The following is a 25962-nucleotide window of genomic DNA, read 5'->3' as shown; positions in this document are numbered from 1 at the left end:
AGGAGATTCTCATGGCGACTATGCAATGTGATGTTGTAAGTGTAAAAGAGTCTTTGTACTCTGGCACTGTAACTATGCTAATTGCGAAAGGTGCTGGTGGTGAGTTGGGTATTATGCCTGGCCATGCTCCACTGGTAACTTTGCTTAAGCCGGGCGCGATTCGCGTTCTGCTAGAAAACGGTACAGAAGAGTTAATCTATGTATCTGGTGGTGTTCTAGAAGTTCAACCGCATGTTGTTACTGTTCTTGCAGATACTGCAGTTCGTGCTGACAGCTTAGATGAAGTAGCAATTCTTGAAGCGCGTAAAAACGCTGAAACATTGCTTGCGAATCAAAAAAGCGATTTGGACTCTGCTGCTGCATTGGCTGCTCTTGCAGAAACTGCTGCACAGTTGGAAACCATCCGCAAAATCAAAAACCGCGCTCAATAAGAGACGGTTCGAGATTGAAGAAGCCACCGAAAGGTGGCTTCTTTTATTATAAATAACATCTTTCTAAAAATTACTTATTTTACAACTTTATATATTTAACTTAAAAATAGGGCATCAAATGACCATTAAATTAATTTTTCCAGTGCTTGTCGCATCATTATTTGTTGGGTGTGCATCAGTACCTAAAGTAGATCAACAGCTGTCTCAAAATATGAAGGAATTAACAGCACCTCAAGAAGGCAAAGCTGGTCTATATGTTTATCGTTCTAATAATATTGTGGGTTCAGCATTAAAAAAAGATATTTGGGTTGATGGGGAGTGCTTGGGTGAAACGGCGAGAGGTGTATTTTTTTATAAAGAAGTAGCAGGAAATCAAAATCACACAGTTTCAACTGAATCAGAATTTTCTCCAAATCATTTGAAAATTGAGGCACAAAGCGGCAAAAATTATTTTATTCAGCAATATATTAAGCCCGGTGTTTTTGTGGGTGGTGCAGATTTAAAATTAGTAGATGATACTCAGGGTAAAAAAGCAATTACTGAGTACAGTCTAGCTTCATCTGGTCAATGTAGTAAAGCAACGATTCAACTTTAAAATTAATGTTGAATGGCAAGGGTATTTATGGGATTCAACCCATTAAGAAAAATGCCCTTGCTTTATCGTAAAGACTAAATTTTTTATCTGACAGACTTTTTTAGAATGCAGACAGATGCAAGAAAGAATAAAAAATTATATCTAAAGTTGAATTCGTTTAAGGCTTGCATTGAGTTAAGCTTTTAGGAAATTGTATAAAGATTATTAATGAATATCATCGAACACGAACCGCATTTTTGGGAACTGTACCAAGATTTTGAACAGTATTATTTGAGTATTGCTGTCGATATGAGTTCAGTGGTGTCATGTTGGGATTTGGTGCTCAATCAGGATGAAATTTTGGCTTATGAACATCGCGGTCGTGAAAGTATTGTAACCTTGGCAAAGTCTATGGTTACTTTAGCTTATCGGGGTGATTTTACCGAGATGGAATCCCGTTTAGCCAAACCTAATGAACGACAGGCTATGCAGTTGGCTTTTAAAGCTTGGCAGGACAGTCAAAAAAGTTAAACCATGTTTATGCAGTAAAAAAAGTTGAATACAACATTCACCATTACCCATCATTTTAGCCTTAAATATTTCATCAAAGCGTTCATTTCAACTGAATGGTTTTAGCTTTGATGAGTTGCAGGTACATTTATTTTAGACAAATAGCTTTCACTCTTCGGAAGCAATTTCGTAGTTAAGAGACAGTTTAAATTGGCGTTAAAATAATAATAAATCACTTCCAAGCCAACCGCTTGAGTACGCTACATATAATATGCACTTTGCTCGAGAGTTGGATGGGTACGATCAATGGTGATCTGCATTTTAAAGCTGGACAGACTTTAAAAATCATCACTTTAAATTGTAATGAAAACTGAGCCTACAAATGAACTGTAATAGGCATCTCAACCCATCGAATCCGCTACAAATTCGCCACTCTTGATTATTTATTATTCTATATAGTTAAAATAATGGTTCTTAAAAAAAGAACTTTCTCGGTATTTGGAATATGGAGAACATCACAATGGCGAATATGATGAAAGCAGCGGTAGTCACTGAATTTAATCAACCGCTACAAATACAAGAGGTCGAAATTCCTAAAATCAGTTCGGGTAAAGTGCTGGTGAAAATGATTGCAACAGGTGTTTGTCATACCGATCTACATGCGATGCATGGGGATTGGCCTGTGAAACCGACTTTACCTTTTATTCCGGGACATGAGGGTGTGGGTGAAGTTGTTGAGCTAGGTGAAGGAATTGAGCATTTAAAAGTTGGTGATATTGTGGGGGTTCCATGGCTTTATTCGGCCTGTGGTCATTGCGATCATTGTTATGCAGGCTGGGAAACGCTATGTAAGAAACAACAAAATTCAGGTTATTCGGTCAACGGAAGTTTTGCCGAATATTGCCTTGCAGATGGTGATTATGTCGGGCTGATTCCTGACGGTGTGGATCTACTGGAAATTGCACCGATTTTATGTGCTGGTGTTACGGTCTATAAAGGCTTAAAAATGACTGAAGCCAAAACTGGGGATTGGGTTGCCATTTCCGGAATTGGCGGTTTGGGTCATGTGGCGATTCAGTATGCCAAAACCATGGGCTTTAATGTGGTCGCGATTGATGTTGATGACAGTAAAATTGAGCTGGCCAAAAACTTGGGTGCCGATGTCGCCATTAACGCGCTTAAAGCTGATGTGAAAGAAGAAGTACTAAAAGCCACAGCTGGTGAGGGGTGTCATGGTGTGCTGGTGACCGCGGTATCGCCTAAAGCCTTTGAACAAGCTGTTGCGATTGTACGTCGTGGCGGCACTATGGTCTTGAATGGTTTGCCACCCGGAACATTCGACTTATCTATTTTTAATATGGTGCTTGAAGGGATTACAGTCCGTGGCTCAATTGTCGGAACACGTTTGGATTTGAAAGAAGCACTGGATATTGCGGCACGTGGGAAGGTCAAAGCACATATTCATGTCGAACCATTAGAAAATATTAATGATATTTTTCACCGCATGGAGCAGGGCAAAATTGATGGTCGTATTGTTATTGATATGAGACTTTAACAATCCATTCTACTCGACCAATTCAGTGTTAATGAATTGGTCTGAGTGACTTTGAATATTAGCTTTCTTGATCTTGCTTATCCTGTCCTTGTGGAATCATCATGCTTGCCAATTTGATCATTTCTGTTTGTATGCTGCCCATTTGTTGTTCAATTTTCTTGAAATCGAGCTGATTTAAATCGATATTGCCATTTAAAAATGGTGTAGCAAGGACTTGTTGATTGGCATGCAGAATATTTTGGCGAATTGAATCAATTTCTTGGCTTTTTAAGTTCAAGCTGGTCAGTGCCTGATTAAATCCAGTCAGTTGTTGTTGCAGGGTTTTGGCTGTCGCTTGTAGTTGCTGCTGATCTTTGTCATTGATTGCCGTTTGCAACTCATTTTGAGTTTGCTTGAGTTGGGCAACATAATCACCCGCTTTCAGTTGCATATCGGCAACATCACGAACCATATAAAACATATTACCGCTTTTTAAATCAGCTGTTGCTGTTGTTTCGGTGGGCTGGTTCATGGCAGTATCAGTCGATTGTGTTGTTCGAATGTCATCAGACTGAGGTTCAGAAGCCTGTTCACAACCACTCAATAAAATGCCTGCACTTAACATCACAAAAGGTAAAATTGCATTTTGGATGAATTTTTTCATAACTCAATTCATATTATTTCTAGATTAGAGTGAATATAAGACTGAAATATGGGTAAAAAACGGATTGTTGCAAAGCAATAACAAATTTACTTCATCACACTCAAAAAGAGTGCCAAAGCACTCTTTTCACCGAATGGTAGGTGTGTTTTAACCTTGAATGACTTTAATCACTTTATATGTCGCGGTGTTCATAAGCACATAATCACCATTCACTTTAATCCACTGCTGATTTTTAGTCGGTTTGCTTAGCTTTTTATATTTGCTGGCATCTATTTTAAAGCTGTTGCCGTGATATTGGGCTGGTACTTTGTGACCTTTCTGCCAATCGTGCGAAGGACGTTCTGTTTTTTTAATATGATGTTGAGCTAGGTGTTGCTGTGAATGATGCTCTTGTGGAGTAGCCATCACAGGGGCTGCAACTAAAGCAGTAGATAAGGATAAAATGATGGCTTTGATGAGAGTATTCATATTTTAAATTATCTTCATGGTGGTTTGTTTATCCTGTTATCTTATTTCTAAGCTATTGATAGACCATGAATAAAGTGTTGTTGAAGTATTAAAATAATGAACAAAGTATGAAGTGTTAAATTCTATTTTTATGTCATTCAGCTCTGTTGCACTTCGTCTGAGAATCTAAGTAATGAAAAACGTAAGCAGCTATAGCGTGTATAAATGCTTACGTTACTGTGATGAATTACTTAGCAAGTTCTGCGTTAACGGCATCTACGATACGTGCATCATCTGCGGTAATATCGGGCGCGAAACGTGCCACCACTTCACCCTTTTTATTGATTAGAAATTTTTCAAAATTCCATAGCACTTCTGGTGGTTCATTTGGAGTTAAACCATAATCCACCAAGTCTTTCCACCAAGGGCCTTCACCAATACGTTCTGGAATCGCTTGAGTTAAAGTTTGATAAAGCGGATGTTTATCTTCACCAGCGACTGAAATTTTAGAAAACAGTGGAAAAGCCACTTGATAATTCAATGAACAAAATTCTTGAATTTCTTCATCAGAACCAGGTTCTTGTGCTAAAAAATTATTGGCAGGGAAACCTAAAATTTCAAGTCCTTGCTCTTTTTTGTCTTGGTATAGTTTTTCTAAGCCTTCATATTGTGGTGTTAGACCACACTTCGATGCGGTATTTACAATCAACAGTACTTTACCTTGATATTGGTTGAGTGTGGTTTCATTGCCTTGAATGGTTTTGACTGGGATGTCATAAACAGAATGGCTCATTCGCTTGTCCTTAAATACTTGAGATTATTACTGCTTTGTTGTAACGGTTATTGGGTATATCGACAAGCATTTATTATGATTTGTGTATAAATATTTGTGTGATAAAAGAATAAGAAAACAACTTAATAGCGCTATTCTGCATGATCAGCTCGAGATTGTGGGCACAGTATAGGTGTTGTTTTAGCAATCTATGGATTTTTGCTCGACTGTTTTTAAATCGTTTTTAATATTGAGCCGCATAGGTTTAATTTCATTATTAAGCTTTATTCTATTTTTTAGATTTAAAAATAGCGCACTTATTCAATTAAATATGGCAATAAAAATCACATCTGGATCTTTATTTTGAAGAGGCTATTTTTGTTGCTCAGCTGCTGCAAGTTGTAAAAATGCTGATTGAAACTGGTAAAAAATTAAACATCACGTAATTGAGCAGGTGTTTGTTCTGTATAGCGTTTAAAGAACTCAATGAAACTGGAACTATGCTGATACCCCAGTTCATAGGCGAGTTTTTTTACTGTTTTACCTTGGCGAATTTGCGTAATGGCATATAAAATTTTAGCGCGATTGCGCCATTCCGATAAGCTTAGCTGTAATTCCTGTTGGCTTAAACGCAGCAAATGTCGTTCACTCATCGAGGCATTGTTGAGCAGTTGTTGTAAGCTTTTATGAAAGAGCGCAGGACTGGATAACTGTTGTAAAAGTGGCTTGAGTGAAACATGGTTACTCTGAGGTAAATAATGTTCATAGGCGGGAGCGGCCTTCAATTGATCGACTAATACCTGTAATAAATGGCGATAATCCGCTGTTGCACTTCCTTTTTGTTTTTGTTCTAAAATTTCATGTACCAGATGGCGAAGAAAAGGGCGAATACTTAAAGTTTTGGTGCAAGATGCAAAATCTCCACAGAGGGATGGGTGGATGCGAATGCAGACATAGTGCGTGATTTGTTCATCTAAAGCGATGGAGGTATGTGCTGTTTGCGGGGGCAGCCATAAACCATAATTTGGTGGTGACAGATAAATTTGTTCTTCAATTGCATATTCTAAAATACCATTCAGACTAAAATTAAAATCGCCCCATAGCGAACTATGCGGTGCCACAATTTCATCTTTCTGATAAAAAAAATCATCCACTTCTATATATTGTTCAATCGGCAGCAACATATCCATGTCCTCATTTTTGCTTTTTTTATCTATCTATATGTCCATTTCTTAGTGCGTAGACATTTGATTGAACGACAAAACAAAAAATATCGCGGTGTCTGTAGCGCGATATTGATGTCTGAAATTCGATATTCTAATTATTTCAGACTTCAGTGAAAATGAATACTGAGAATATGCATACATCGGGAGAAGACATGACGCAGCAAAACAAAACAGTCTGGTGGGCGTTGGCTTTACCGCTGTTGGCCGTTTTAATTTGGTCATTGAATATTACTGTGACACGTTATGTGGTGGACTATATTTCTCCCGTCAGTATTAGTTTTTATCGTTGGTTGGTGGCTTTTCTGGTTTTAACCCCTTTTATGTCGGCTAAAGTTTGGCGTGAACGTCAGTTGGTGGTGCAACATTGGAAACAGCTTGCGGTACTTGCTGCTTTTGGAATGGTGCTGTATCAAGGTTTGGGCTATACCGCAGCGCACTATACCACTGCGACCAATATGGGCATTATCAATGCTTTTATTCCAATCTTTACCATTTTTGTTTCTATGGTGATGCTGAAGGACATTCCTAACCGTTTTGCTGTGGTGGGAAGTCTTTTATCTTTTGCGGGCTTACTCTATGTGATGGCACAAGGAAATCTGCTCAATCTGGTGCAATCTGGGGGGCATCTAGGTGATGTCATGATGGTGCTTGCGGTATTCTTTTATGCTTTTTATGGCGTATTTTTGAAAAAATGGCAGTTGCAAATTCCATTGATGATTAGTCTGTATGTGCAGATTATTTTTGCATTGTTGTACCATCTGCCTTTTGTTTTATGGTTAGGACTAGATGCAATTAATCCACAAAATGTGGGGAGTGTGCTGTATGCCGGTATTTTTCCATCGCTGATTGCCCCTTTGGTTTGGATGTTGGCAGTGCAAATGATTGGCCCGAATCGAACCAGTATTTTTATGAACTTAATGCCGGTTTTTACCGCGATTATTGCTAATATCTGGTTAGCAGAAGCATGGACGGTTTATCACAGTATAGGTGGTGTGATCATTTTACTGGGCATTTTATTGGCACAAAAGAAAGATGGGGCAGTCAAAGTCGCAAAATTAAATGTGTAATGTAAGATTAGATTAAAAAACAACCAAACAAATTTATTTTTTTGACTGCTTTTTAATGGAATGAGAGTGTGAATAATCATTTTAAAATATTTTTTTTAACAAAAGTTTATTAAAAAATAGTGAGATAATTTAAATTGTTAAGAAAAAGTGATCAATCCACTCTCATATTCAAATTTTTTATAAGATGAATAATATATTTGTATAATAAAACAATTTATTACATAATACGCATATCGTAAATATTTAAGTTATTTTTGATAATTACTTAGCTTTTACCGCCAGATTGATAGACCCTCTGGATGTGTTTATGCACATCCTTTTTTATGCTCAACCATGTTATATGGTTGAGCTTTTTTTTATCTCAATTTTTGTCAACTCAGATATCATGCTCAAGCACGAATAATTTCACCTGTTTCAGCATCAATAATTCGGCTTGCTTCTTGGCTAAGCCCTAAATCACCATTCAAATAATGAATTTGATTTGAAAAATACTGGTTGGCCTGTTGTAGTGAAAGGGCTGGTTTTTCACCCGCAGGATTGGCACTGGTCGATACAATAAAACCATGAAATGCATTGCAGAGCGCCATGCATAAAGGATGGGTTGTGACGCGTACAGCCACTTTGGGATGGTTGCCTTTAATCCATGTTGGAATATTGTCACCCGCAGGCAATAACCATGTGGTTGCTCTTTCGGTGGGTGAACGGTGACTCCAAGAATCGATGACTTTTTGGCGCATTTCTGTACTGAGGTGTTCTAATAAATGTTCGACTTGTGTGATCTGTGCCGCCAATAAAATAACGCCTTTTTCAATTGGACGTTGTTTTAAGCGTAAAATTTCTAAAAAAGCGAGTTCATTAAAAGGATCACAGCCTAAGCCCCAAACGGCCTCTGTCGGGTATGCTAAAACATGTCCTTGTTTTAAACATTCAGCAGCTTCGGCAACAGAGGTGGTAATCATTAGATTTTATCTCGTCAAGTTTTTTAAAGGGCTATTGTGAACCTTATTTGCTGAGACGACAACGGAGATACAAACCTGCTTGCTGTATACATAAGCCCAGTAACTCTAATTCCATAAGTTGGCTGGTCAATGTGCCGATTTCTAATCGCAGTTTGGCAATCAGCTCATCTATATTTTGCCCAACCCAATCCAGTTGCTGATACAACGCTGCTAAGTGCGTAGGCAATTCGATTTGTACTTCAAGCTCAGGAATGCTTTTTGATTGTTCAATCTGTTGTTGATTTTGCCATTGTGTTGGCAGTGCTAAGTCTTCAAGCACTTGCTCAGGATGATCAACTAAAATCGCACCTTCACGAATGAGTTGGTGGCAGCCTTGATGGTGTTCACTATAAATATGTCCCGGAATAGCAAAAACCAATTTACCTTGTTCAGCCGCAAGTTTTGCGGTAATCAGTGAGCCACTTTTCAGTGCGGCTTCAGCGACGATTACGCCTAAACTTAAAGCACTGACAATTCGATTACGCCGTGGGAAATGATGTTGTAAAGGTGGGGTTCCGGGTAAAAACTCAGTAATGACTGTGCCTGAATGGGCAAGAATTTGTTGTCGTAATGCTTGATGCTGTGAGGGATAAGTCTGTTCTAAACCTGTGCCCATCACTGCAATGGTTTTATGATGCCTTAAAGCTCCCTGATGTGCCGCTTCATCAATGCCTTGCGCCAAGCCGCTGCTAATATAAAAGCCTTTTTCACTTAAATAATACGCAAAGTCATAGGCGACTTGTCGTCCATGAGCGCTGGGTTTTCGACTGCCGACAATGGCAATTTGGGGTTGTGATAGGGCTTGGGCATCACCTTGACCAAATAAAATAGGTGGTTTATCTGAATAAGGGCGCAGTTGGGGCGGGTAGGCTGGATGATCCAGTGTCAGAATAAAATCGCTATTTTTCTGAATGTCTTGTAATAGGGTTTGGAATTTTTGTTGCCCTATTGCGGTCTGAAATTCACTGAGGCGCTGTAAGTGACTTTTATGTAATGCGAGTGTCGACCATTGCGGGAAATTTTTAGGATCAATTGCGTTTTGAACACTGCCAAAGCGTTGTTCTAGTTTATAAAAACTCGATAGAGAATGTTGAACCAAATACCATAACGTAATCGTTTCAATTTGCGTTGCTGACAAATGATTCAACATAAAATGACCTTATATCAATTAGTCATCCATCAGCGGTGGTTGAATACCAGCGCCAACTTTAATCGGTAATTCACTATCAAGAACATAAGCATAGCTTAAATTATCAAAGCTTTTGAACACCATGACATTACCAATGCGTTGTCCAGGTAATTGAATACGTTCTTTGGTTTTTGGATCGGTGACCACTTCACCTTTTTGGTTAATGCTGAACACATGACCGACTTGAACACCTTGTAAGCTACCGCGATCAATCGTCACCACACTATTTTTTGCAGCAGTACCAATGGAGCCCATCACGCGAACCACTTGACCACCAGCGACAACATCTTCGGCATTGGTTGGATAGAATAATGTCGGTAACATTGGATCATATTCAGGCAGAACACGGTCACCACGACGAACTTCAGAATTATAAGTGTCAGTCAGTTCAAGGGTGGTAATGTCATTTTCACCGCGTATAGCAACGCCTGCGGCCACTTGAATGAGTTCAAGACCCGCATTAAATTTTTTGCCATTTGCACCAGTAAACATATACGGTTCGCCTTCACGGTAAACTGCATAACGTTGACCAATTTCGAGACCATTTCCGCGGGCATAAACAGTTTGCCCTTTTGCCGCAAGGACACGTTGGTCGGCGGTGCCTAAAATGTAAGGTGTAGATTGAATGGATTCAGGCGCAACAACACTGGTACGTTCTAACCAGTGTTGGATATATTCCAGTGGAATCACAGGAATGGCATTATTTAAAGATTCAATGCGAACTTGAGGTTGTAGCTTGGTGCCACCTGTATAGCGACGGATAATCCCTTCACAACCATCACCCTCATCTTTACCGATAATTGGGCGGCCATTATAGGTACACATCAATAAACGGTCACCGGGGAAAATCCAATGTGGGTTTTTTACGTGTTTATTGCTTGCCCAAATTTCAGGCCAACGCACAGGGTTTTTTAAAAAACGTTTTGAAATATCCCATAACGTATCGCCTTTTTTTACCACGTAGACCTGTGGTGCACCCGCTTTTAACGCAGGTGGATTGACATTGCGAGCAGGTGCCGCTTCAGCAACATTGACGACACCAACCCCAACACTTACACAAACAGCAAGTGCCAATAATTGTTTTTTAAACCCCAAGGCACTAAAAGTTGGCATGCCCTTAAAAACCTTTTTCATTATCATAATTCCTAAAATTATGTATGTAGTTGCGTTATAATAACGATATTACACACATTTTTTTGATGAAGCATTCCTTCATTTTGTTTTTTGATCAATGGCATAAGTGAGGACACCGTATGGCCTTATTACCTATTTTAAGTTTCCCGGATCCCCGTCTTCGCACCATTGCTAAACCAGTCGAAGAAGTCACTGATGAAATTCGTCAGCTTGCAGCAGATATGTTTGAAACCATGTATGAAGCTCCGGGCATTGGCTTGGCTGCGACACAAGTTGATCAACATATTCAGCTGATTGTCATGGATTTATCTGAACACAAAGATCAACCCATGGTGTTTATTAATCCGAAGGTTACGCCATTAACTGAAGAAACTCAGCCTTATGAAGAAGGCTGTCTATCTGTGCCTCAAATATACGATAAAGTTGAGCGTGCGTCACGCGTAAAAATTGAGGCCATTAACCTTGAAGGTCAATCATTTGAGGTAGAAGCAGACGAACTTCTCGCTGTTTGTATCCAACATGAAATGGATCACTTAAATGGTAAATTATTTGTCGATTATTTATCGCCATTAAAGCGTCAACGTGCACGTGAAAAAGTGGAAAAAGTGGTTCGTCAGCGCCAAAAAGACAAAGTCACAGTAAAGCGTTAAGTTACTGCTTTAAGAAAAAATATCTCAAACAAAGCCCAATTCTGATTGGGCTTTGTTATACTTGTGGCGCGAAAAATTGCAGGATTCACTTTTTGCTGTTACGTAGTGGGTTATTGCTATCTTGTATAGCCGTGTTTTTACAGATTGCTGTTTTTTTACAGCCCTTGTTACCGAAGCAGTATCAGATTGCTCCGGTCTGTGAAACCATTACGCGTGCATTATTGCTTCAGCCTGCGGCTTCTCATCAGTCCCATCATCAATCTTCCGATCATTCTCATCATACTGTTGATCAGGACAGTCAACTGCATAGCCAAGATGCAGGACATCATCACGATGCCAATCATCAATGTCAGTACTGTACGGTTTATGGCAATTTGGTTTTGCCACCTGAATTGAATGTCAAAGAAGTGTTAGATCGGATACAGATTCGTTTAGTTGCCTTTCAAAAAGCATTTTTACATGTTTATTTTGTTCTGCAACGCCTCTATTTACTCCCTCAAGGGCGAGCCCCACCACACTTTGCTTAAATCAAAACTTAATTTTTAGGGTCTTTAAGACGCTAGATCTTGTGCTGCTTTATTCGCAGCTCATATTTATGATTTAAGAGAGATGAAAATGGCTCAGCCAAAATTCTTTTTACAGCCTTTATCGGCTGCAATTTTTGTTGCGTGTTATTCAGGGGCAGCGTTTGCTGCGGAGCAAGTCCATGTAGCACAACGTTTAGCGCCAATCGTTGTGACAGCTCAGACTGCAAATGATGCCAATGGCCTGATTATTCGGGCCGATCCTAAACAGCCGATTCAACCGATTCCTGCCACCGATGGTGCAGATTATTTACAAAGTATTCCGGGCTTTAGTTCAATTAAAAATGGTGGAACCAATGGCGATGTCACATTTCGTGGCATGTTTGGTTCACGCATTAAAATCTTAACCGATGGTTCTGAAAGTCTAGGTGCATGTCCAGCACGTATGGATGCACCGACGTCTTATATTCAGCCCGAAAGTTATGATCAAATTTCTGTGGTTAAAGGCCCGCAAACCGTGCAATACGCCAATACAGGCTCAGCGGCAACGGTTATTTTTGAACGGAAAAAACCAGAACTCACTGCTGCAAAACCTTATCAAGGTCAAGCCAGTGTACTAATGGGTTCCTTTGGGCGACTAGATCAAAATGTGGAAACAACGCTCGGGGATGCAAAAAAATATATCCGTTTAAATGCCAATCGTTCAGAATCGAATAGTTATCAAGATGGCGATGGTAATAAAGTCCCTTCTGCTTGGGAGCGCTGGAATGCCGATGTTGCACTGGGGTGGACACCAGATGAAAATACATGGCTGGAGCTAACGGGTGGAAAGTCGGATGGTGAGGCTTTGTATGCAGGTCGTGATATGGATGGTTCGCGATTCGCACGTGAAAGTTTAGGACTGCGTTTTGAAAAGAAAAACCTGACCGATGTGATTCAGAAAGTCGAAGGGCAGGTGAACTATAGTTATAACGACCATGTCATGGATAACTTTAGATTAAGAACACCACCAATGACACACGACATGATGACGCATCAAATGGTATCCAATCCATCAGAAATGCAAGTCACCCGTCGTACTTTGAATACCCGTTTCGCCATGACCAGTGCGTGGGACAAACTGAATTTAATCACTGGAATTGACTCTCAGCAGAATCATCATGCAGGAAGTATGAAATCCTTGATGATGGACATGCCATTGACCACCAATATGAAATTCCAGTCCTATGGTGCATTTGGTGAACTCGGTTATCAATTCAGTGAATCTTCAAAACTGGTGACAGGTGCACGACTTGACCAAGTGAAAATTGATGCGCTGAAGCTCAATGATGAACGTTCAGAAACTTTACCGAGTGGTTTTATTCGTCTGGAAAATCAACATCCTGAACATGATGCCAAAAGCTATATTGGTTTAGGTTATGTTGAGCGTGTGCCTGATTATTGGGAGTTATTCAGTACTGCGCATGGTAATTCAGGCATGTCAAAACCTACGTTTAATGATTTGGATACTGAAAAAACCTTGCAGTTGGATTTGGGCTATCAACATCAACATGGTGCTTTTAATTCATGGGTTTCAGCTTATGCAGGTTTGATTAATGACTATATTTTAATGAGTTATCATAATCATCCGACTTCAGGTGGGCATGGTCATGGCTCAAGTTTCAGTGCAGGGGCGAAAAATGTCGATGCCACCATTGCAGGGGCGGAAGCAGGATTAGGCTATCAATTTAGTGATGCCATTCAGGTCGATGTGAGTGCCATGTATGCATGGGGTGAAAACACCGCAGACAACAAAGCATTACCGCAAATCGCGCCGTTAGAAGGACGCTTTAATCTGCGCTATGTTCAAGATAAATATACTTTGGGCATGTTGTGGCGTGTGGTGGCGAAACAAGATCGTATTAGCTTAAATCAAGGGAATATCGTGGGCTATGACATAAATGAGAGCAAAGCATTTAGCACACTGGCATTAAATGCTTCTTATAATTTAATGCAAGATGTTGATGTAGCCGTTGGCGTGGATAACATTTTAGATAAAACCTACACCGAACACTTAAATAAAGCGGGAAGTTCAGGTTTTGGTTTTGCCAGTAATGAACAATTCAACAATACCGGTCGTAATTATTGGGCACGAATCAGTATGAAATTTTAATATTTTATCTTTATAAATATGGAAAACCGCTGTTGAGAAATGGCGGTTTTCTTTTTTAGAGCTACCTAAATGCATATTTGAGTGATATTGAGCCTAAAGTTTGAAAAGAGTATCTGGGATATAAAACGGGGTTCTGATGATTAAACAGCCAATGTGATGCAGAATACAGCAAGATTGGTGTTAAATTTAAACGATAAATTTCAGATTAAACATATTAGTGTAAATTTAACAATAAAAAACAACATCTTATGTTTATTTGTTGCAAATATTGATGAGTGATCTAAAAAATTATAAAAACACTAAAAATAAATAAAGCTTATATATCAGTTATATATGTGTTTTGTGGTTTGAAAATCAAGCATGTAAAATGAAATATGCCAAATAAGGGTTGCATGGTTATTTTTTTGGCCTATAATGCGTATCCATCGGCGGTGATGTTAAATAAAACCTCTGATAAATCAATAAGTTGGTTGGATTGTTAAGATTTCGAATGAGATTTTAAGATTGGAATTAAGCTTGGGTTTGTCGGAAAAGAATTTAACAAAACCTATTGACTTTCTCTGGAAAGAGAGTAGTATAGCCGACCTAGCTTGTTGATGACGAATCAGCAAGAAGATCATTAAGAGATTATGAAGAACAACTTGTGTGGATTTTTACTGGTTGATTGATCGAAATTATTTTCATTGATTGATGGTAGAAATTACTCGAAGTTTATTTGAGAAATATTTGTCAGAAAATTGATGAGCCAAGATTGGCACCCTTTAAGGTGCTAAGCAATATTAAACTGAAGAGTTTGATCATGGCTCAGATTGAACGCTGGCGGCAGGCTTAACACATGCAAGTCGAGCGGAGATGAGGTGCTTGCACCTTATCTTAGCGGCGGACGGGTGAGTAATACTTAGGAATCTGCCTATTAGTGGGGGACAACATCTCGAAAGGGATGCTAATACCGCATACGCCCTACGGGGGAAAGCAGGGGATCACTTGTGACCTTGCGCTAATAGATGAGCCTAAGTCAGATTAGCTAGTTGGTGGGGTAAAGGCCTACCAAGGCGACGATCTGTAACGGGTCTGAGAGGATGATCCGTCACACTGGGACTGAGACACGGCCCAGACTCCTACGGGAGGCAGCAGTGGGGAATATTGGACAATGGGGGGAACCCTGATCCAGCCATGCCGCGTGTGTGAAGAAGGCCTTTTGGTTGTAAAGCACTTTAAGCGAGGAGGAGGCTCCCTAGACTAATACTCTAGGAGAGTGGACGTTACTCGCAGAATAAGCACCGGCTAACTCTGTGCCAGCAGCCGCGGTAATACAGAGGGTGCAAGCGTTAATCGGATTTACTGGGCGTAAAGGGTACGTAGGTGGTCTTTTAAGTCGGATGTGAAATCCCTGAGCTTAACTTAGGAATTGCATTCGATACTGAGAGACTAGAGTATGGGAGAGGATGGTAGAATTCCAGGTGTAGCGGTGAAATGCGTAGAGATCTGGAGGAATACCGATGGCGAAGGCAGCCATCTGGCCTAATACTGACACTGAGGTACGAAAGCATGGGGAGCAAACAGGATTAGATACCCTGGTAGTCCATGCCGTAAACGATGTCTACTAGCCGTTGGGGTCTTTGAGACTTTAGTGGCGCAGCTAACGCGATAAGTAGACCGCCTGGGGAGTACGGTCGCAAGACTAAAACTCAAATGAATTGACGGGGGCCCGCACAAGCGGTGGAGCATGTGGTTTAATTCGATGCAACGCGAAGAACCTTACCTGGTCTTGACATAGTAAGAACTTTCCAGAGATGGATTGGTGCCTTCGGGAGCTTACATACAGGTGCTGCATGGCTGTCGTCAGCTCGTGTCGTGAGATGTTGGGTTAAGTCCCGCAACGAGCGCAACCCTTTTCCTTATTTGCCAGCGGGTTAAGCCGGGAACTTTAAGGATACTGCCAGTGACAAACTGGAGGAAGGCGGGGACGACGTCAAGTCATCATGGCCCTTACGACCAGGGCTACACACGTGCTACAATGGTCGGTACAAAGGGTTGCTACCTAGCGATAGGATGCTAATCTCAAAAAGCCGATCGTAGTCCGGATTGGAGTCTGCAACTCGACTCCATGAAGTCGGAATCGCTAGTAATCGCGGATCAGAATGCCGCGGTGAATACGTTCCCGGGCCTTGTACACACCGCCCGTCACACCATGGGAATTTGTTGCACCAGAAGTAGGTAGTCTAACCGCAAGGAGGACGCTTACCACGGTGTGGCCGATGACTGGGGTGAAGTCGTAACAAGGTAGCCGTAGGGGAACCTGCGGCTGGATCACCTCCTTAACGAAAGATTGACGATCGGTAAGAATCCACAACAAGTTGTTCTTCATGAAGATGTATCTGAGGGTCTGTAGCTCAGTTGGTTAGAGCACACGCTTGATAAGCGTGGGGTCACAAGTTCAAATCTTGTCAGACCCACCAATCTAACGAACGAAGATGAAGAAATTCATTGAGAGACAGAGAAGAAGATATATCGAATCTAATGATAAGCTGGGGACTTAGCTTAGTTGGTAGAGCGCCTGCTTTGCACGCAGGAGGTCAACGGTTCGACTCCGTTAGTCTCCACCATATATAAAGCTAGGTGATTACAGAATTTAGTAAATATACAATCAAATGATTGATTGGTATTATGTTTATTAAATTCTGTGATTTATCACAGTTACCTACGATCTGACGAAGACGTAGTTAATCATTAACAGATTATAAATTTGAGTTGAAATAAATTGTTTAAACTCAGAACTGAATTGAATTTAGCAGTAACTTGTTACTGTTAAATGAAATAAAGAACTGAGCACTAGCGATTAACTGAATCAAGCGTTTTGGAAAACGAACTAGATTGAAGCTGTACTGTAGTTAAATCTACAAAACTCGAAGCAAGGTCATCAACATTAACTTGTAGTGTTGAAACGACTGTTTGGGGTTGTATAGTCAAGTAATTAAGTGCATGTGGTGGATGCCTTGGCAGTCAGAGGCGATGAAAGACGTAATAGCCTGCGAAAAGCTCCGGGGAGGCGGCAAATATCCTGTGATCCGGAGATTTCTGAATGGGGAAACCCACTTACCATAAGGTAGGTATCGCATGATGAATACATAGTCATGCGAAGCGAACGAGGGGAAGTGAAACATCTCAGTACCCTTAGGAAAAGAAATCAATTGAGATTCCCTTAGTAGCGGCGAGCGAACGGGGAAAAGCCCATTAAGTTATCTAAGTTCTAGTGGAATGCTCTGGGAAGTGCAACCATAGTGGGTGATAGTCCTGTACACGAAAGGGCTTAGATAATGATGTCGAGTAGGGCGAGGCACGTGAAACCTTGTCTGAATATGGGGGGACCATCCTCCAAGGCTAAATACTCCTGACTGACCGATAGTGAACCAGTACCGTGAGGGAAAGGCGAAAAGAACCCCTGTGAGGGGAGTGAAATAGATCCTGAAACCGCATGCATACAAGCAGTGGGAGCCGGCATTGTGTCCGGTGACTGCGTACCTTTTGTATAATGGGTCAGCGACTTATATTCAGTAGCGAGGTTAACCGAATAGGGGAGCCGTAGAGAAATCGAGTCTTAATAGGGCGAATTAGTTGCTGGGTATAGACCCGAAACCAGGTGATCTATCCATGAGCAGGTTGAAGGTTGGGTAACACTAACTGGAGGACCGAACCCACTGTCGTTGAAAAGCCAGGGGATGACTTGTGGATAGGGGTGAAAGGCTAATCAAACTTGGTGATAGCTGGTTCTCCCCGAAAGCTATTTAGGTAGCGCCTCGGACGAATACCATTGGGGGTAGAGCACTGTTTCGGCTAGGGGGTCATCCCGACTTACCAAACCGATGCAAACTCCGAATACCAATGAGTACTATCCGGGAGACAGACTGCGGGTGCTAACGTCCGTAGTCAAGAGGAAAACAATCCAGACCGCCAGCTAAGGCCCCAAAATTATAGTTAAGTGGGAAACGATGTGGGAAGGCATAGACAGCTAGGAGGTTGGCTTAGAAGCAGCCACCCTTTAAAGAAAGCGTAATAGCTCACTAGTCGAGTCGGCCTGCGCGGAAGATGTAACGGGGCTAAAACTATATGCCGAAGCTGCGGATTTGCAATTTATTGCAAGTGGTAGGGGAGCGTTCTGTAAGCCGATGAAGGTGGATTGAGAAGTCTGCTGGAGGTATCAGAAGTGCGAATGCTGACGTGAGTAACGACAATGCGAGTGAAAAACTCGCACGCTGAAAGACCAAGGGTTCCAGTCCAACGTTAATCGGGGCTGGGTGAGTCGACCCCTAAGGCGAGGCCGAGAGGCGTAGTCGATGGGAAATTGGTTAATATTCCAATACTTCTGTGTAATGCGATGAGAGGACGGAGAAGGTTAAGTCAGCCTGGCGTTGGTTGTCCAGGTGAAAGGTTGTAGGCATGTATCTTAGGCAAATCCGGGGTACTCTATGCTGAGAACTGATAGCAAGCTGTACTTGTACAGTGAAGTGGCTGATACCATGCTTCCAGGAAAAGTCTCTAAGCTTCAGTTACACAGGAATCGTACCCGAAACCGACACAGGTGGTCAGGTCGAGTAGACCAAAGCGCTTGAGAGAACTCTGCTGAAGGAACTAGGCAAAATGGTACCGTAACTTCGGGAGAAGGTACGCTGCCGACGGTGATGGGATTTACTCCCTGAGCGGTTGGCAGCCACAGAAACCAGGCCCCTGCAACTGTTTATTAAAAACATAGCACTCTGCAAACACGAAAGTGGACGTATAGGGTGTGATGCCTGCCCGGTGCTGGAAGGTTAATTGATGGGGTTAGCGTAAGCGAAGCTCTTGATCGAAGCCCCAGTAAACGGCGGCCGTAACTATAACGGTCCTAAGGTAGCGAAATTCCTTGTCGGGTAAGTTCCGACCTGCACGAATGGCATAATGATGGGGGCGCTGTCTCCAGCAGAGACTCAGTGAAATCGAATTCGCCGTGAAGATGCGGTGTACCCGCGGCTAGACGGAAAGACCCCGTGAACCTTTACTGCAGCTTGACATTGAACTTTGATCTTACTTGTGTAGGATAGGTGGGAGGCTTTGAAACTCGGACGCTAGTTCGAGTGGAGCCAATCTTGAAATACCACCCTGGTAATATTGAGGTTCTAACTCTGCTCCATTATCTGGAGCGAGGACCATGTCTGGTGGGTAGTTTGACTGGGGCGGTCTCCTCCTAAAGAGTAACGGAGGAGTACGAAGGTGCGCTCAGCGTGGTCGGAAATCACGCGTAGAGTATAAAGGCAAAAGCGCGCTTAACTGCGAGACCCACAAGTCGAGCAGGTACGAAAGTAGGTCTTAGTGATCCGGTGGTTCTGTATGGAAGGGCCATCGCTCAACGGATAAAAGGTACTCTGGGGATAACAGGCTGATACCGCCCAAGAGTTCATATCGACGGCGGTGTTTGGCACCTCGATGTCGGCTCATCTCATCCTGGGGCTGAAGCAGGTCCCAAGGGTATGGCTGTTCGCCATTTAAAGAGGTACGCGAGCTGGGTTTAGAACGTCGTGAGACAGTTCGGTCCCTATCTACCGTGGGCGTTGGAAATTTGAGAGGATCTGCTCCTAGTACGAGAGGACCAGAGTGGACGAACCTCTGGTGTACCGGTTGTGACGCCAGTCGCATCGCCGGGTAGCTATGTTCGGAAGGGATAACCGCTGAAAGCATCTAAGCGGGAAGCCTACCTCAAGATAAGATTTCCCAAGGACTTTATGTCCTCTAAAGAGCCGTTGAAGACTACGACGTTGATAGGTTGGATGTGGAAGTGCAGTGATGCATGAAGCTGACCAATACTAATTGCTCGTGAGGCTTGACTATACAACACCCAAACAGTTGTATTGCTCTTCTAATTCGATACAAAATACTTGATTTAGTTCAAAAGCTAGTTACAATACCAACTCAAATTTAGCATAATCTGTTAATAACTCATTTGGAAAAAGCGAAGGCATACACTGAAAAGTGAATCAATAAGACCCAAGCAAGTATCCATAAACAGTTGTGCTGGCGACAATAGCAAGAGTGAACCACCTGATCCCTTCCCGAACTCAGAAGTGAAACCTCTTCGCGCTGATGGTAGTGTGGGGTTACCCATGTGAGAGTAAGTCATCGCCAGCTCATTATTCCTGAAAACACCCCAACTCAAACGAGTTGGGGTGTTTTTTTATGCGCGGAAGTTGATAAATCAAATATTAGGGGGGAGTAAAAATACTCAAGAACTCCAGCACCTTTATTATGAAGCTTCTTGCTGTATTAAATTACTGCTATTTTTTAGCATGTATAATAATTGCCCTAAAAGAATATCTTTCTCTGCTAAAGCAATAATAATCATCGGATGAGTCGCAGAAGGAACAGAGGTTAAGATAGCCTTGCCATTTTCTGCATCTAGAGTGATCGATTGGCAACCATTTAAGTGGATTTCCTGCATAAAAGCGGAAACCATCGCAAGAATTGAGCTGCTGACGGCAGCTAATTTGCCATTATTATAATTGTCTTTTTTATGAATGGTCGCAAGCTCAAAACCATCCGTTGAGCACAGCATAATAAAGTTAACACCTCTAACACTATGTATAATTTCTTGAATTTGATATTTAGCAAATTGAATTAGCTCAGGTGATGCTGCTCTGTTATTTTTAAGTGCAAACATAATGACTCCTTTATGCAGTTATTTGATGATTAACTTCTACAGAGGTGATTAATGCTTCAAGTAAAAGCAGTGCATCTTCTTTTTTTCGAGCATCAATAAAAAATAGAGGGGAATATAGATCCTGACTAATCAGCCAATCTTTGTAAATTAAAGTTGATTTTGTATTGTCTACATCTGTATGTGTAATACCAATTGCAATATTGTCAGTATGATTTTGAAATGTATCGAGGTAGTTTTCGAGTTCTTCAATTGGGTTTTCAACGGTATGATCGATTAAAATAATGGCACCAATGGCACCTTTACATATGACAGACCAAATAAAATCAAAACGACTTTGCCCTGGAGTACCGTATAAACCGATTTTAATACCATCCTCAAGGGTTACTTCACCATAATCTATGCCGACTGTGGTTTCCATTTTGTTGTGGCTTTGCTGATCGGTATTAAATGCTTCAGTCAGTAAAACAGGCACATCTGAGAGTGAGCGAATGGCTTCCGTTTTACCAGCTCCCATTGAGCCTGCAAAAACTATTTTGTATTGTTGTAGAATCATAACTTATTCCTTAAAAGCCAAATTTTCTGCGTAATTTACCGAAAAAGCTTTGTATCGTATTTTGCTCTTCTTGTTTGATTTCCTGCGGTGGTGGGGCGTAATGCTTGTCCCAGATATTTATTTTTTCAATATTATTTGCTGCAATATTGGTTGCGATAAAGTGCCGTACAGTATTTTGAGACAAATTAAGTTGTTCTGCTATTTTTGAAATTTTCCCGCCTTGTATAAAGCAGGCGGATAATTGAAAAATAATTTTCCGATTAGATTGATCCGATGGTTTTGGCCATGTATGGATTTTATAATGACCATCTTCAGGAGCTAAATTGTCAATAACTTCAGGTGAGTTCCAAAATAGATTCCATAGCCAATCCTGTAATATAAACTTATCTTTGCGTGAAACTTTGGTTAGATCCGTTGTATTGGCTAAATTATAATGAAAACTATGGTTTGTACTTTTGATCGTCCTTTGCGTATTTAGCCAAGCCGTGTTTTGAGCGGGGTTTATGACAGCTAAGGTTCCAGCATCATCGTGTAAATGTAATTTTGAGTTATGTTGGACGTCATATAAATTAAGAAAAAACTTTTTATCTAAAGTTTCAGTTTCCATTTCATTTGTAATCAGAAGTTCATCAGATAGCGTTTCTTTATGGGGAGTACTAATCAAAGAGCGATTGATCCATTCAAATAAATTTTCTTGTTCAGTTACAGGTAAAAATAAGATGTTATTTTCAAGCTGTACTTGGGTTGATGATGGTATTGATGTTTTTAACCAAGGAAAGCATTTTTTATTGATGATTTGCTGTATGTTTTCTGTTTTGTAAAAGCTTTCATCAATACATAGGCAATCAATATTGGGATCTGTAGCAGTAACCCATTGGAGCATATAGTTTTGTGGGATTAAGCTACGGAGCTGAATTTTTAATTCTTCAGAATGATTGAGACTTAATCCAGCAATCGCAATATTGAGATTTTGCTTATTCATATGCTCACCCTGTTTAATTAGGTTTAGGGGAATTTAAGAACTAAAAAGCCTTGTAGATCTAAATATACAAGGCTTTTATCAGGCTTAAGAAAAATTTAGTCCTTTTTCATAGCCTTTTAATTCATGACGTGCCATGGCTAAATTTGCTTTAGAACGGTCAAGCACAAGATAAAGAAAAACATTCTCATTTTTTTCAAGTGGACGAATGATATGGTATTGCTTGCCTAGAGTAATCAAGATGTCTTCAATTGCATCATTCAAATTTAAGGCTTTTGCCACACGTCGTTTAGAACGAACGACTTCTGTATTACCAGCAGCAGCTAGTTCTAGATCAATGTCACCTCCACCTTGTGTTGCAAGTGCTAAGCCACTTTCACCGTCAACTAATGCAGCCGCATGGAAGCCATCGATATTTGTTAATGAATCAAGTGATATTTTAGCCATATTTATTTTCTCTCTCTGATTGTTATAAAGAATTATTTGATTATGTTTTTGGCTTGCTTGAACTGTTGGTTAACAAGTTAATTTCATTATAGAAGTGCGATTAATTTTATCAATGTAATTAATTTTCTAACCCAATGTTATCGAAAGTAGAGCTAAAAAGTTGATCATTTTAGTCAGTTTAAATGTATATTGGTTCACATTTTTTCTAAATAAGTGCATGTTCGTTGTGTTGTTTTACTGTAATATTTGGAATTATTTGATAATGTAAAAAAATGTAAAAATTAGTGAAAAACTTATAAAGTTACATGATTTAACGCAAAGTTACATATTAGTACGTGGCGGGAGTTTCAAAGAGAGTAATTTTGAATGTTAGGTCATTGAAAAGATAACCTAAAGATAGGTTATCTTTTTTCGTGATTAAACAAAGATTTGAGTTGCTGCACAATATAAAACCCAAAGAATAATGAGTGCGACTATAGGTTCAAAAATTTTCGACCACATTGGAATAGTTACTGTTAAAGTTTCTGAGTGATTGTGTAGATCTTCATTTGCATGGATTTGTGGTTGACTGACCATTTGATTAAACTCCTTCATTGTTGAGTCTAATGATATCTCTTCTTGCATGATCGGTTTAGAGCCTTTTAGTTCTGACAGACCATTTGTTAGCCAAACCCAGTCAGCGGCTTGACCTGAAAGATGCTCAATTTGTCCGATAAGCAGTTCATGTAATCCGTGAATTTTGAGATTGCCAATATCATTGAGTTGTTTAAGTTCAGCCAATTGTAATTTTAATATCTCAGTGACGGTTTGCTCTAATTCCTTTTTAGGTAATATGGATTGATTGTTTGAAGAAGTGGTGAGATGACGTGCCACCTCTTGGATAAAGAGTTCATCGGGTGACGCTATTTCTTGATAAACTTTTTTGTCATCAGTACGCCAGAGTGTAATTAACTTACCTAATACCAGCGCATTAATTTCTAATAAATACTCTTTTCGTTCTTCTTTGCTGTATTTTTCGAGAAGCTGAGGCTTCTGAGTATAAATCTGCTCAGCAAAATATTGTACTAAATCAAAAGCCATCAACTTACTCCATATTATTTTAGTCTAATAACCGTAGGCTCGGTTTTTTCTTAGGTTGTTTGGTTTCTTCTGCCTGTGTAGTTGATTTTAAAGTATCTTCAGGGATTTGGGTATCTTCATATTCATTTGGGTCAAAGAATAAGCCTTGACCATTTTCACGTGCATAAATCCCAATTACGGCATTTAAGGGGATGTAAATATCACGAGAAACGCCACCAAAGCGAGCAGAGAAGGTGATGGTATGATTGCTCATATTTAATTGGTGTACGGCATGAGGTGCTAGATTGAGAACAATTTGCCCATCTTGAATAAATTGTTCTGGAACCATGGTATTTGGCTGGGTGGCATCGACCAATAAGTGAGGAGTGAGGTTATTGTCACAAATCCATTCATAAATTGCACGAGCAAGATAAGGGCGTGTAGGAGTGAGGTTTAATTCTGGTTCAGACATTGAAAAATACTCTATTGATTAATTAAAATATCACGATATTTGTTTTTTTCCTGCATGGTCATGGACTTGGTGAAAGCAGGACGGCTAAATATACGTTGGCAATATAATAAAATGGGTCGGCAATGTTGTTTTGGCAGTTCAATCCCCATTGAATTTAACCGTAGAAAGATAGGGGCTAACATACAATCTAGAATGGTGAAATTTTCCGACATGAAATAGGGGAAATGCTGAAATAGCGGGGTTAAGGAAATCAGTATATCGCGCAGTTGTTTTTGGGCTTTGGCTTTTTCTTTTTCATTCAAGCTATCAGGATGACGCAACATAATATCGGCAAGTTTTAACCAGTCTTGCTCGAAGCGCCAAATATATTGACGTTGTTCTGAACGAGGTGCAGGAGCATCTGCATAGAGTTTATTTTGACGGTAACGATCATCTAAATATTCAGAAATAATTCCCGTATTGAATAGTTTGAGTTCGTTTTCAATCAGCATTGGCAATTGATTGTATGGATTTAAGCTCGCGAGATCTTCGTCGTCTTCATCCACCATAATAAGATGATATTTAATTTGCTTCTCGGCAAGGACATAACGAATCCAATGTGAACGAAAGTCATCTGCATGGCTATACAGTGTAATTCCTTGAAGAGGTGCGGTTTCGACGGACATAATCCCAAACAAAGCAAAGTGAATAGAATAGGATACTAAAATTCAGCATGAAAATCACGAGAACAAATGATAGAAATTTTAATCAGATGTGGTGAAGCAATAATTTATGCGGTTGTCTTTGATTTTATTGAGCATGGGTTTTTTAGGGTGGTGGTGGTAATTGCGGTATTGTTTTTTCAACTAATGAGTTGAACATGAAAATTTAAAATATTTAGACTATGTACAAAAATTAAGACATAAAAAAGCCTTGGATAAACCAAGGCTTTTTGTCCGATTCGGTAAACGAATTAACGTTTAGAGAACTGAGGACGTTTACGTGCTTTACGTAAACCAAGTTTCTTACGTTCAACTTCACGAGCATCACGAGTAACGAAACCAGCTTGACGAAGAGCAGGTTTTAATGTTTCGTCAGAAGCGATCAACGCACGAGTAATACCGTGACGGATAGCGCCAGCTTGACCACCAATACCACCACCAGCAACAGTGATGTAAAGGTCAAACTTTTCAGTAACTTCAAGAAGTTCTAAAGGCTGACGAACAACCATACGAGCAGTTTCACGACCGAAATATTGCTCAAGTGTACGGTTGTTGATTACGAGTTTACCAGTACCAGCTGATAGGAAAACACGTGCAGTTGCGGTCTTACGGCGACCTGTACCATAATTAGTAGCCATGTGCTGTTATCCCTTAGATGTCCAAAACTTGTGGCTGTTGAGCAGTATGAGGATGCTCAGAACCAGCGTACACTTTCATTTTTTTGATCATTGCATAACCAAGAGGACCTTTTGGTAACATACCTTTTACAGCTTTTTCTAAAACTGTTTCAGGTTTGTGAGCAATTAACTTCTCGAAGTTAGTCTCACGGATACCACCAGGGAAACCAGTATGGCGATAGTATTTCTTATCCTGAGCTTTTTTACCTGTTACAGTAATTTCTTCAGCATTGATAACAACGATGTAATCGCCAGTGTCAACGTGCGGAGTATAAGACGTTTTATGCTTACCGCGTAAACGACGAGCGATTTCAGTCGCAAGGCGACCTAAAGTTTTGCCAGAAGCATCAACAACATACCAGTCATGTTGAACTTCAGCAGGCTTAGCGCTGAGAGTTTTCATTAAACCACTACCTATTATAGTTGGTTTGGACTATGGAATCTGTCCAAACAAAAGGAGACCGAATTCTACCTGAAAGACAGGTGAATCACAATGAAAATATAGAATTTCAAG

The 25962-nt window shown here is 40.5% G+C and carries 24 protein-coding genes, 2 tRNA genes and 3 rRNA genes; 13 read left to right on the top strand and 16 right to left on the bottom strand.

Annotated elements, in window-relative coordinates; all coding sequences use genetic code 11:
* Window positions 1–11 precede the first annotated feature (11 nt).
* The 4 genes from B9T24_RS05485 (at window position 12) to adhP (ending at window position 3070) form a co-directional block, all read left to right on the top strand.
* The gene (locus B9T24_RS05485) at window positions 12–431 is read left to right on the top strand and encodes a F0F1 ATP synthase subunit epsilon (protein ID WP_086164850.1); all 420 of its coding nucleotides are present in this window, start codon (window positions 12–14) and stop codon (window positions 429–431) included.
* A gap of 118 nt (window positions 432–549) precedes the next feature.
* Complete coding sequence (locus B9T24_RS05480; RefSeq protein WP_086164849.1) at window positions 550–1026, top strand: DUF2846 domain-containing protein; 477 nt, start codon at window positions 550–552, stop codon at window positions 1024–1026.
* Window positions 1027–1233: 207 nt separating this feature from the next.
* Window positions 1234–1536: a hypothetical protein gene (locus tag B9T24_RS05475; protein WP_086164848.1), complete on the top strand. Its 303-nt coding sequence runs from the start codon at window positions 1234–1236 to the stop codon at window positions 1534–1536.
* A gap of 499 nt (window positions 1537–2035) precedes the next feature.
* Complete coding sequence (gene adhP, locus B9T24_RS05470; protein WP_086164847.1) at window positions 2036–3070, top strand: alcohol dehydrogenase AdhP; 1035 nt, start codon at window positions 2036–2038, stop codon at window positions 3068–3070.
* 58 nt (window positions 3071–3128) lie between these two features.
* On the opposite strand, the gene B9T24_RS05465 is transcribed toward adhP, so the two are convergent.
* The 4 genes from B9T24_RS05465 to B9T24_RS05450 all read right to left on the bottom strand — a co-directional run bounded on the left by B9T24_RS05465 (window position 3129) and on the right by B9T24_RS05450 (window position 6116).
* Window positions 3129–3713, bottom strand: a complete 585-nt coding sequence (locus tag B9T24_RS05465) for a hypothetical protein (RefSeq protein WP_086164846.1) — start codon at window positions 3711–3713, stop codon at window positions 3129–3131.
* A 147-nt stretch (window positions 3714–3860) separates the two neighbouring features.
* Window positions 3861–4181: an RcnB family protein gene (locus B9T24_RS05460; protein WP_086164845.1), complete on the bottom strand. Its 321-nt coding sequence runs from the start codon at window positions 4179–4181 to the stop codon at window positions 3861–3863.
* 226 nt (window positions 4182–4407) lie between these two features.
* The gene (locus tag B9T24_RS05455) at window positions 4408–4953 is read right to left on the bottom strand and encodes a glutathione peroxidase (RefSeq protein WP_086164844.1); all 546 of its coding nucleotides are present in this window, start codon (window positions 4951–4953) and stop codon (window positions 4408–4410) included.
* 410 nt (window positions 4954–5363) lie between these two features.
* Entirely contained in the window at window positions 5364–6116 is a 753-nt protein-coding gene (locus B9T24_RS05450) for a helix-turn-helix transcriptional regulator (protein ID WP_086164843.1), read from the bottom strand.
* 194 nt (window positions 6117–6310) lie between these two features.
* On the opposite strand from B9T24_RS05450, the gene B9T24_RS05445 reads away from it, so the two are divergent.
* A complete protein-coding gene (locus tag B9T24_RS05445) occupies window positions 6311–7225 on the top strand; it encodes a DMT family transporter (protein ID WP_086164929.1) in 915 nt (304 codons plus the stop codon).
* 389 nt (window positions 7226–7614) lie between these two features.
* On the opposite strand, the gene B9T24_RS05440 is transcribed toward B9T24_RS05445, so the two are convergent.
* The 3 genes from B9T24_RS05440 to B9T24_RS05430 are packed head-to-tail and all read right to left on the bottom strand — an operon-like array spanning window position 7615 to window position 10546.
* Window positions 7615–8184: an L-threonylcarbamoyladenylate synthase gene (locus B9T24_RS05440; protein ID WP_086164842.1), complete on the bottom strand. Its 570-nt coding sequence runs from the start codon at window positions 8182–8184 to the stop codon at window positions 7615–7617.
* 43 nt (window positions 8185–8227) lie between these two features.
* Window positions 8228–9373 carry a DNA-processing protein DprA gene (gene dprA, locus B9T24_RS05435; RefSeq protein WP_086164841.1) on the bottom strand — a complete coding sequence of 382 codons (1146 nt, stop codon included), beginning with the start codon at window positions 9371–9373 and terminating at the stop codon, window positions 8228–8230.
* Between the two features lie 18 nt (window positions 9374–9391).
* Complete coding sequence (locus tag B9T24_RS05430; RefSeq protein WP_086164840.1) at window positions 9392–10546, bottom strand: LysM peptidoglycan-binding domain-containing protein; 1155 nt, start codon at window positions 10544–10546, stop codon at window positions 9392–9394.
* Between the two features lie 119 nt (window positions 10547–10665).
* Between B9T24_RS05430 and def the strand changes: the two genes are divergently transcribed.
* From def to rrf, 8 genes are all read left to right on the top strand, one after another.
* Entirely contained in the window at window positions 10666–11196 is a 531-nt protein-coding gene (gene def, locus B9T24_RS05425) for a peptide deformylase (RefSeq protein WP_086164839.1), read from the top strand.
* Window positions 11197–11288: 92 nt separating this feature from the next.
* Window positions 11289–11723, top strand: coding sequence for a DUF2946 family protein (locus B9T24_RS05420; protein ID WP_086164838.1), 435 nt, complete (start codon window positions 11289–11291; stop codon window positions 11721–11723).
* An 88-nt stretch (window positions 11724–11811) separates the two neighbouring features.
* Complete coding sequence (locus B9T24_RS05415) at window positions 11812–13872, top strand: TonB-dependent copper receptor (protein ID WP_086164837.1); 2061 nt, start codon at window positions 11812–11814, stop codon at window positions 13870–13872.
* A gap of 781 nt (window positions 13873–14653) precedes the next feature.
* Window positions 14654–16193 (top strand): 16S ribosomal RNA (locus tag B9T24_RS05410).
* A gap of 61 nt (window positions 16194–16254) precedes the next feature.
* Window positions 16255–16331, top strand: a tRNA-Ile gene (locus B9T24_RS05405).
* 71 nt (window positions 16332–16402) lie between these two features.
* Window positions 16403–16478: transfer RNA gene (locus B9T24_RS05400), tRNA-Ala, on the top strand.
* 358 nt (window positions 16479–16836) lie between these two features.
* Window positions 16837–19734, top strand: a 23S ribosomal RNA gene (locus B9T24_RS05395).
* Between the two features lie 182 nt (window positions 19735–19916).
* Window positions 19917–20031: ribosomal RNA gene (gene rrf / locus B9T24_RS05390) — 5S ribosomal RNA — on the top strand.
* The 16S, 23S and 5S rRNA genes sit together here with 2 tRNA genes alongside, the layout of an rRNA operon.
* A 115-nt stretch (window positions 20032–20146) precedes the next feature.
* On the opposite strand, the gene B9T24_RS05385 is transcribed toward rrf, so the two are convergent.
* The 9 genes from B9T24_RS05385 to rplM all read right to left on the bottom strand — a co-directional run bounded on the left by B9T24_RS05385 (window position 20147) and on the right by rplM (window position 25851).
* The gene (locus B9T24_RS05385) at window positions 20147–20560 is read right to left on the bottom strand and encodes a roadblock/LC7 domain-containing protein (protein WP_086164836.1); all 414 of its coding nucleotides are present in this window, start codon (window positions 20558–20560) and stop codon (window positions 20147–20149) included.
* Between the two features lie 10 nt (window positions 20561–20570).
* On the bottom strand, window positions 20571–21113 hold the full coding sequence (locus B9T24_RS05380; RefSeq protein ID WP_086164835.1) for a GTP-binding protein: 543 nt from the start codon (window positions 21111–21113) through the stop codon (window positions 20571–20573).
* A gap of 10 nt (window positions 21114–21123) precedes the next feature.
* The gene (locus B9T24_RS05375) at window positions 21124–22095 is read right to left on the bottom strand and encodes a hypothetical protein (protein WP_086164834.1); all 972 of its coding nucleotides are present in this window, start codon (window positions 22093–22095) and stop codon (window positions 21124–21126) included.
* A gap of 84 nt (window positions 22096–22179) precedes the next feature.
* Complete coding sequence (locus B9T24_RS05370; RefSeq protein ID WP_074946016.1) at window positions 22180–22539, bottom strand: roadblock/LC7 domain-containing protein; 360 nt, start codon at window positions 22537–22539, stop codon at window positions 22180–22182.
* Between the two features lie 417 nt (window positions 22540–22956).
* Window positions 22957–23619: a hypothetical protein gene (locus B9T24_RS05365; protein ID WP_086164833.1), complete on the bottom strand. Its 663-nt coding sequence runs from the start codon at window positions 23617–23619 to the stop codon at window positions 22957–22959.
* Window positions 23620–23638: 19 nt separating this feature from the next.
* Window positions 23639–24070 carry a ClpXP protease specificity-enhancing factor gene (locus B9T24_RS05360; protein WP_086164832.1) on the bottom strand — a complete coding sequence of 144 codons (432 nt, stop codon included), beginning with the start codon at window positions 24068–24070 and terminating at the stop codon, window positions 23639–23641.
* Window positions 24071–24081: 11 nt separating this feature from the next.
* Entirely contained in the window at window positions 24082–24735 is a 654-nt protein-coding gene (locus tag B9T24_RS05355; RefSeq protein WP_086164831.1) for a glutathione S-transferase N-terminal domain-containing protein, read from the bottom strand.
* Window positions 24736–25022: 287 nt separating this feature from the next.
* Window positions 25023–25409: a 30S ribosomal protein S9 gene (gene rpsI, locus B9T24_RS05350; protein WP_004647927.1), complete on the bottom strand. Its 387-nt coding sequence runs from the start codon at window positions 25407–25409 to the stop codon at window positions 25023–25025.
* Between the two features lie 13 nt (window positions 25410–25422).
* Entirely contained in the window at window positions 25423–25851 is a 429-nt protein-coding gene (rplM, locus tag B9T24_RS05345) for a 50S ribosomal protein L13 (protein ID WP_004647928.1), read from the bottom strand.
* Window positions 25852–25962 lie beyond the last annotated feature (111 nt).

Source organism: Acinetobacter sp. ANC 4654 (assembly GCF_002135425.1).
GTDB lineage: Bacteria > Pseudomonadota > Gammaproteobacteria > Pseudomonadales > Moraxellaceae > Acinetobacter > Acinetobacter kyonggiensis.
This window is presented reverse-complemented; position numbering and strand designations above follow the sequence as displayed.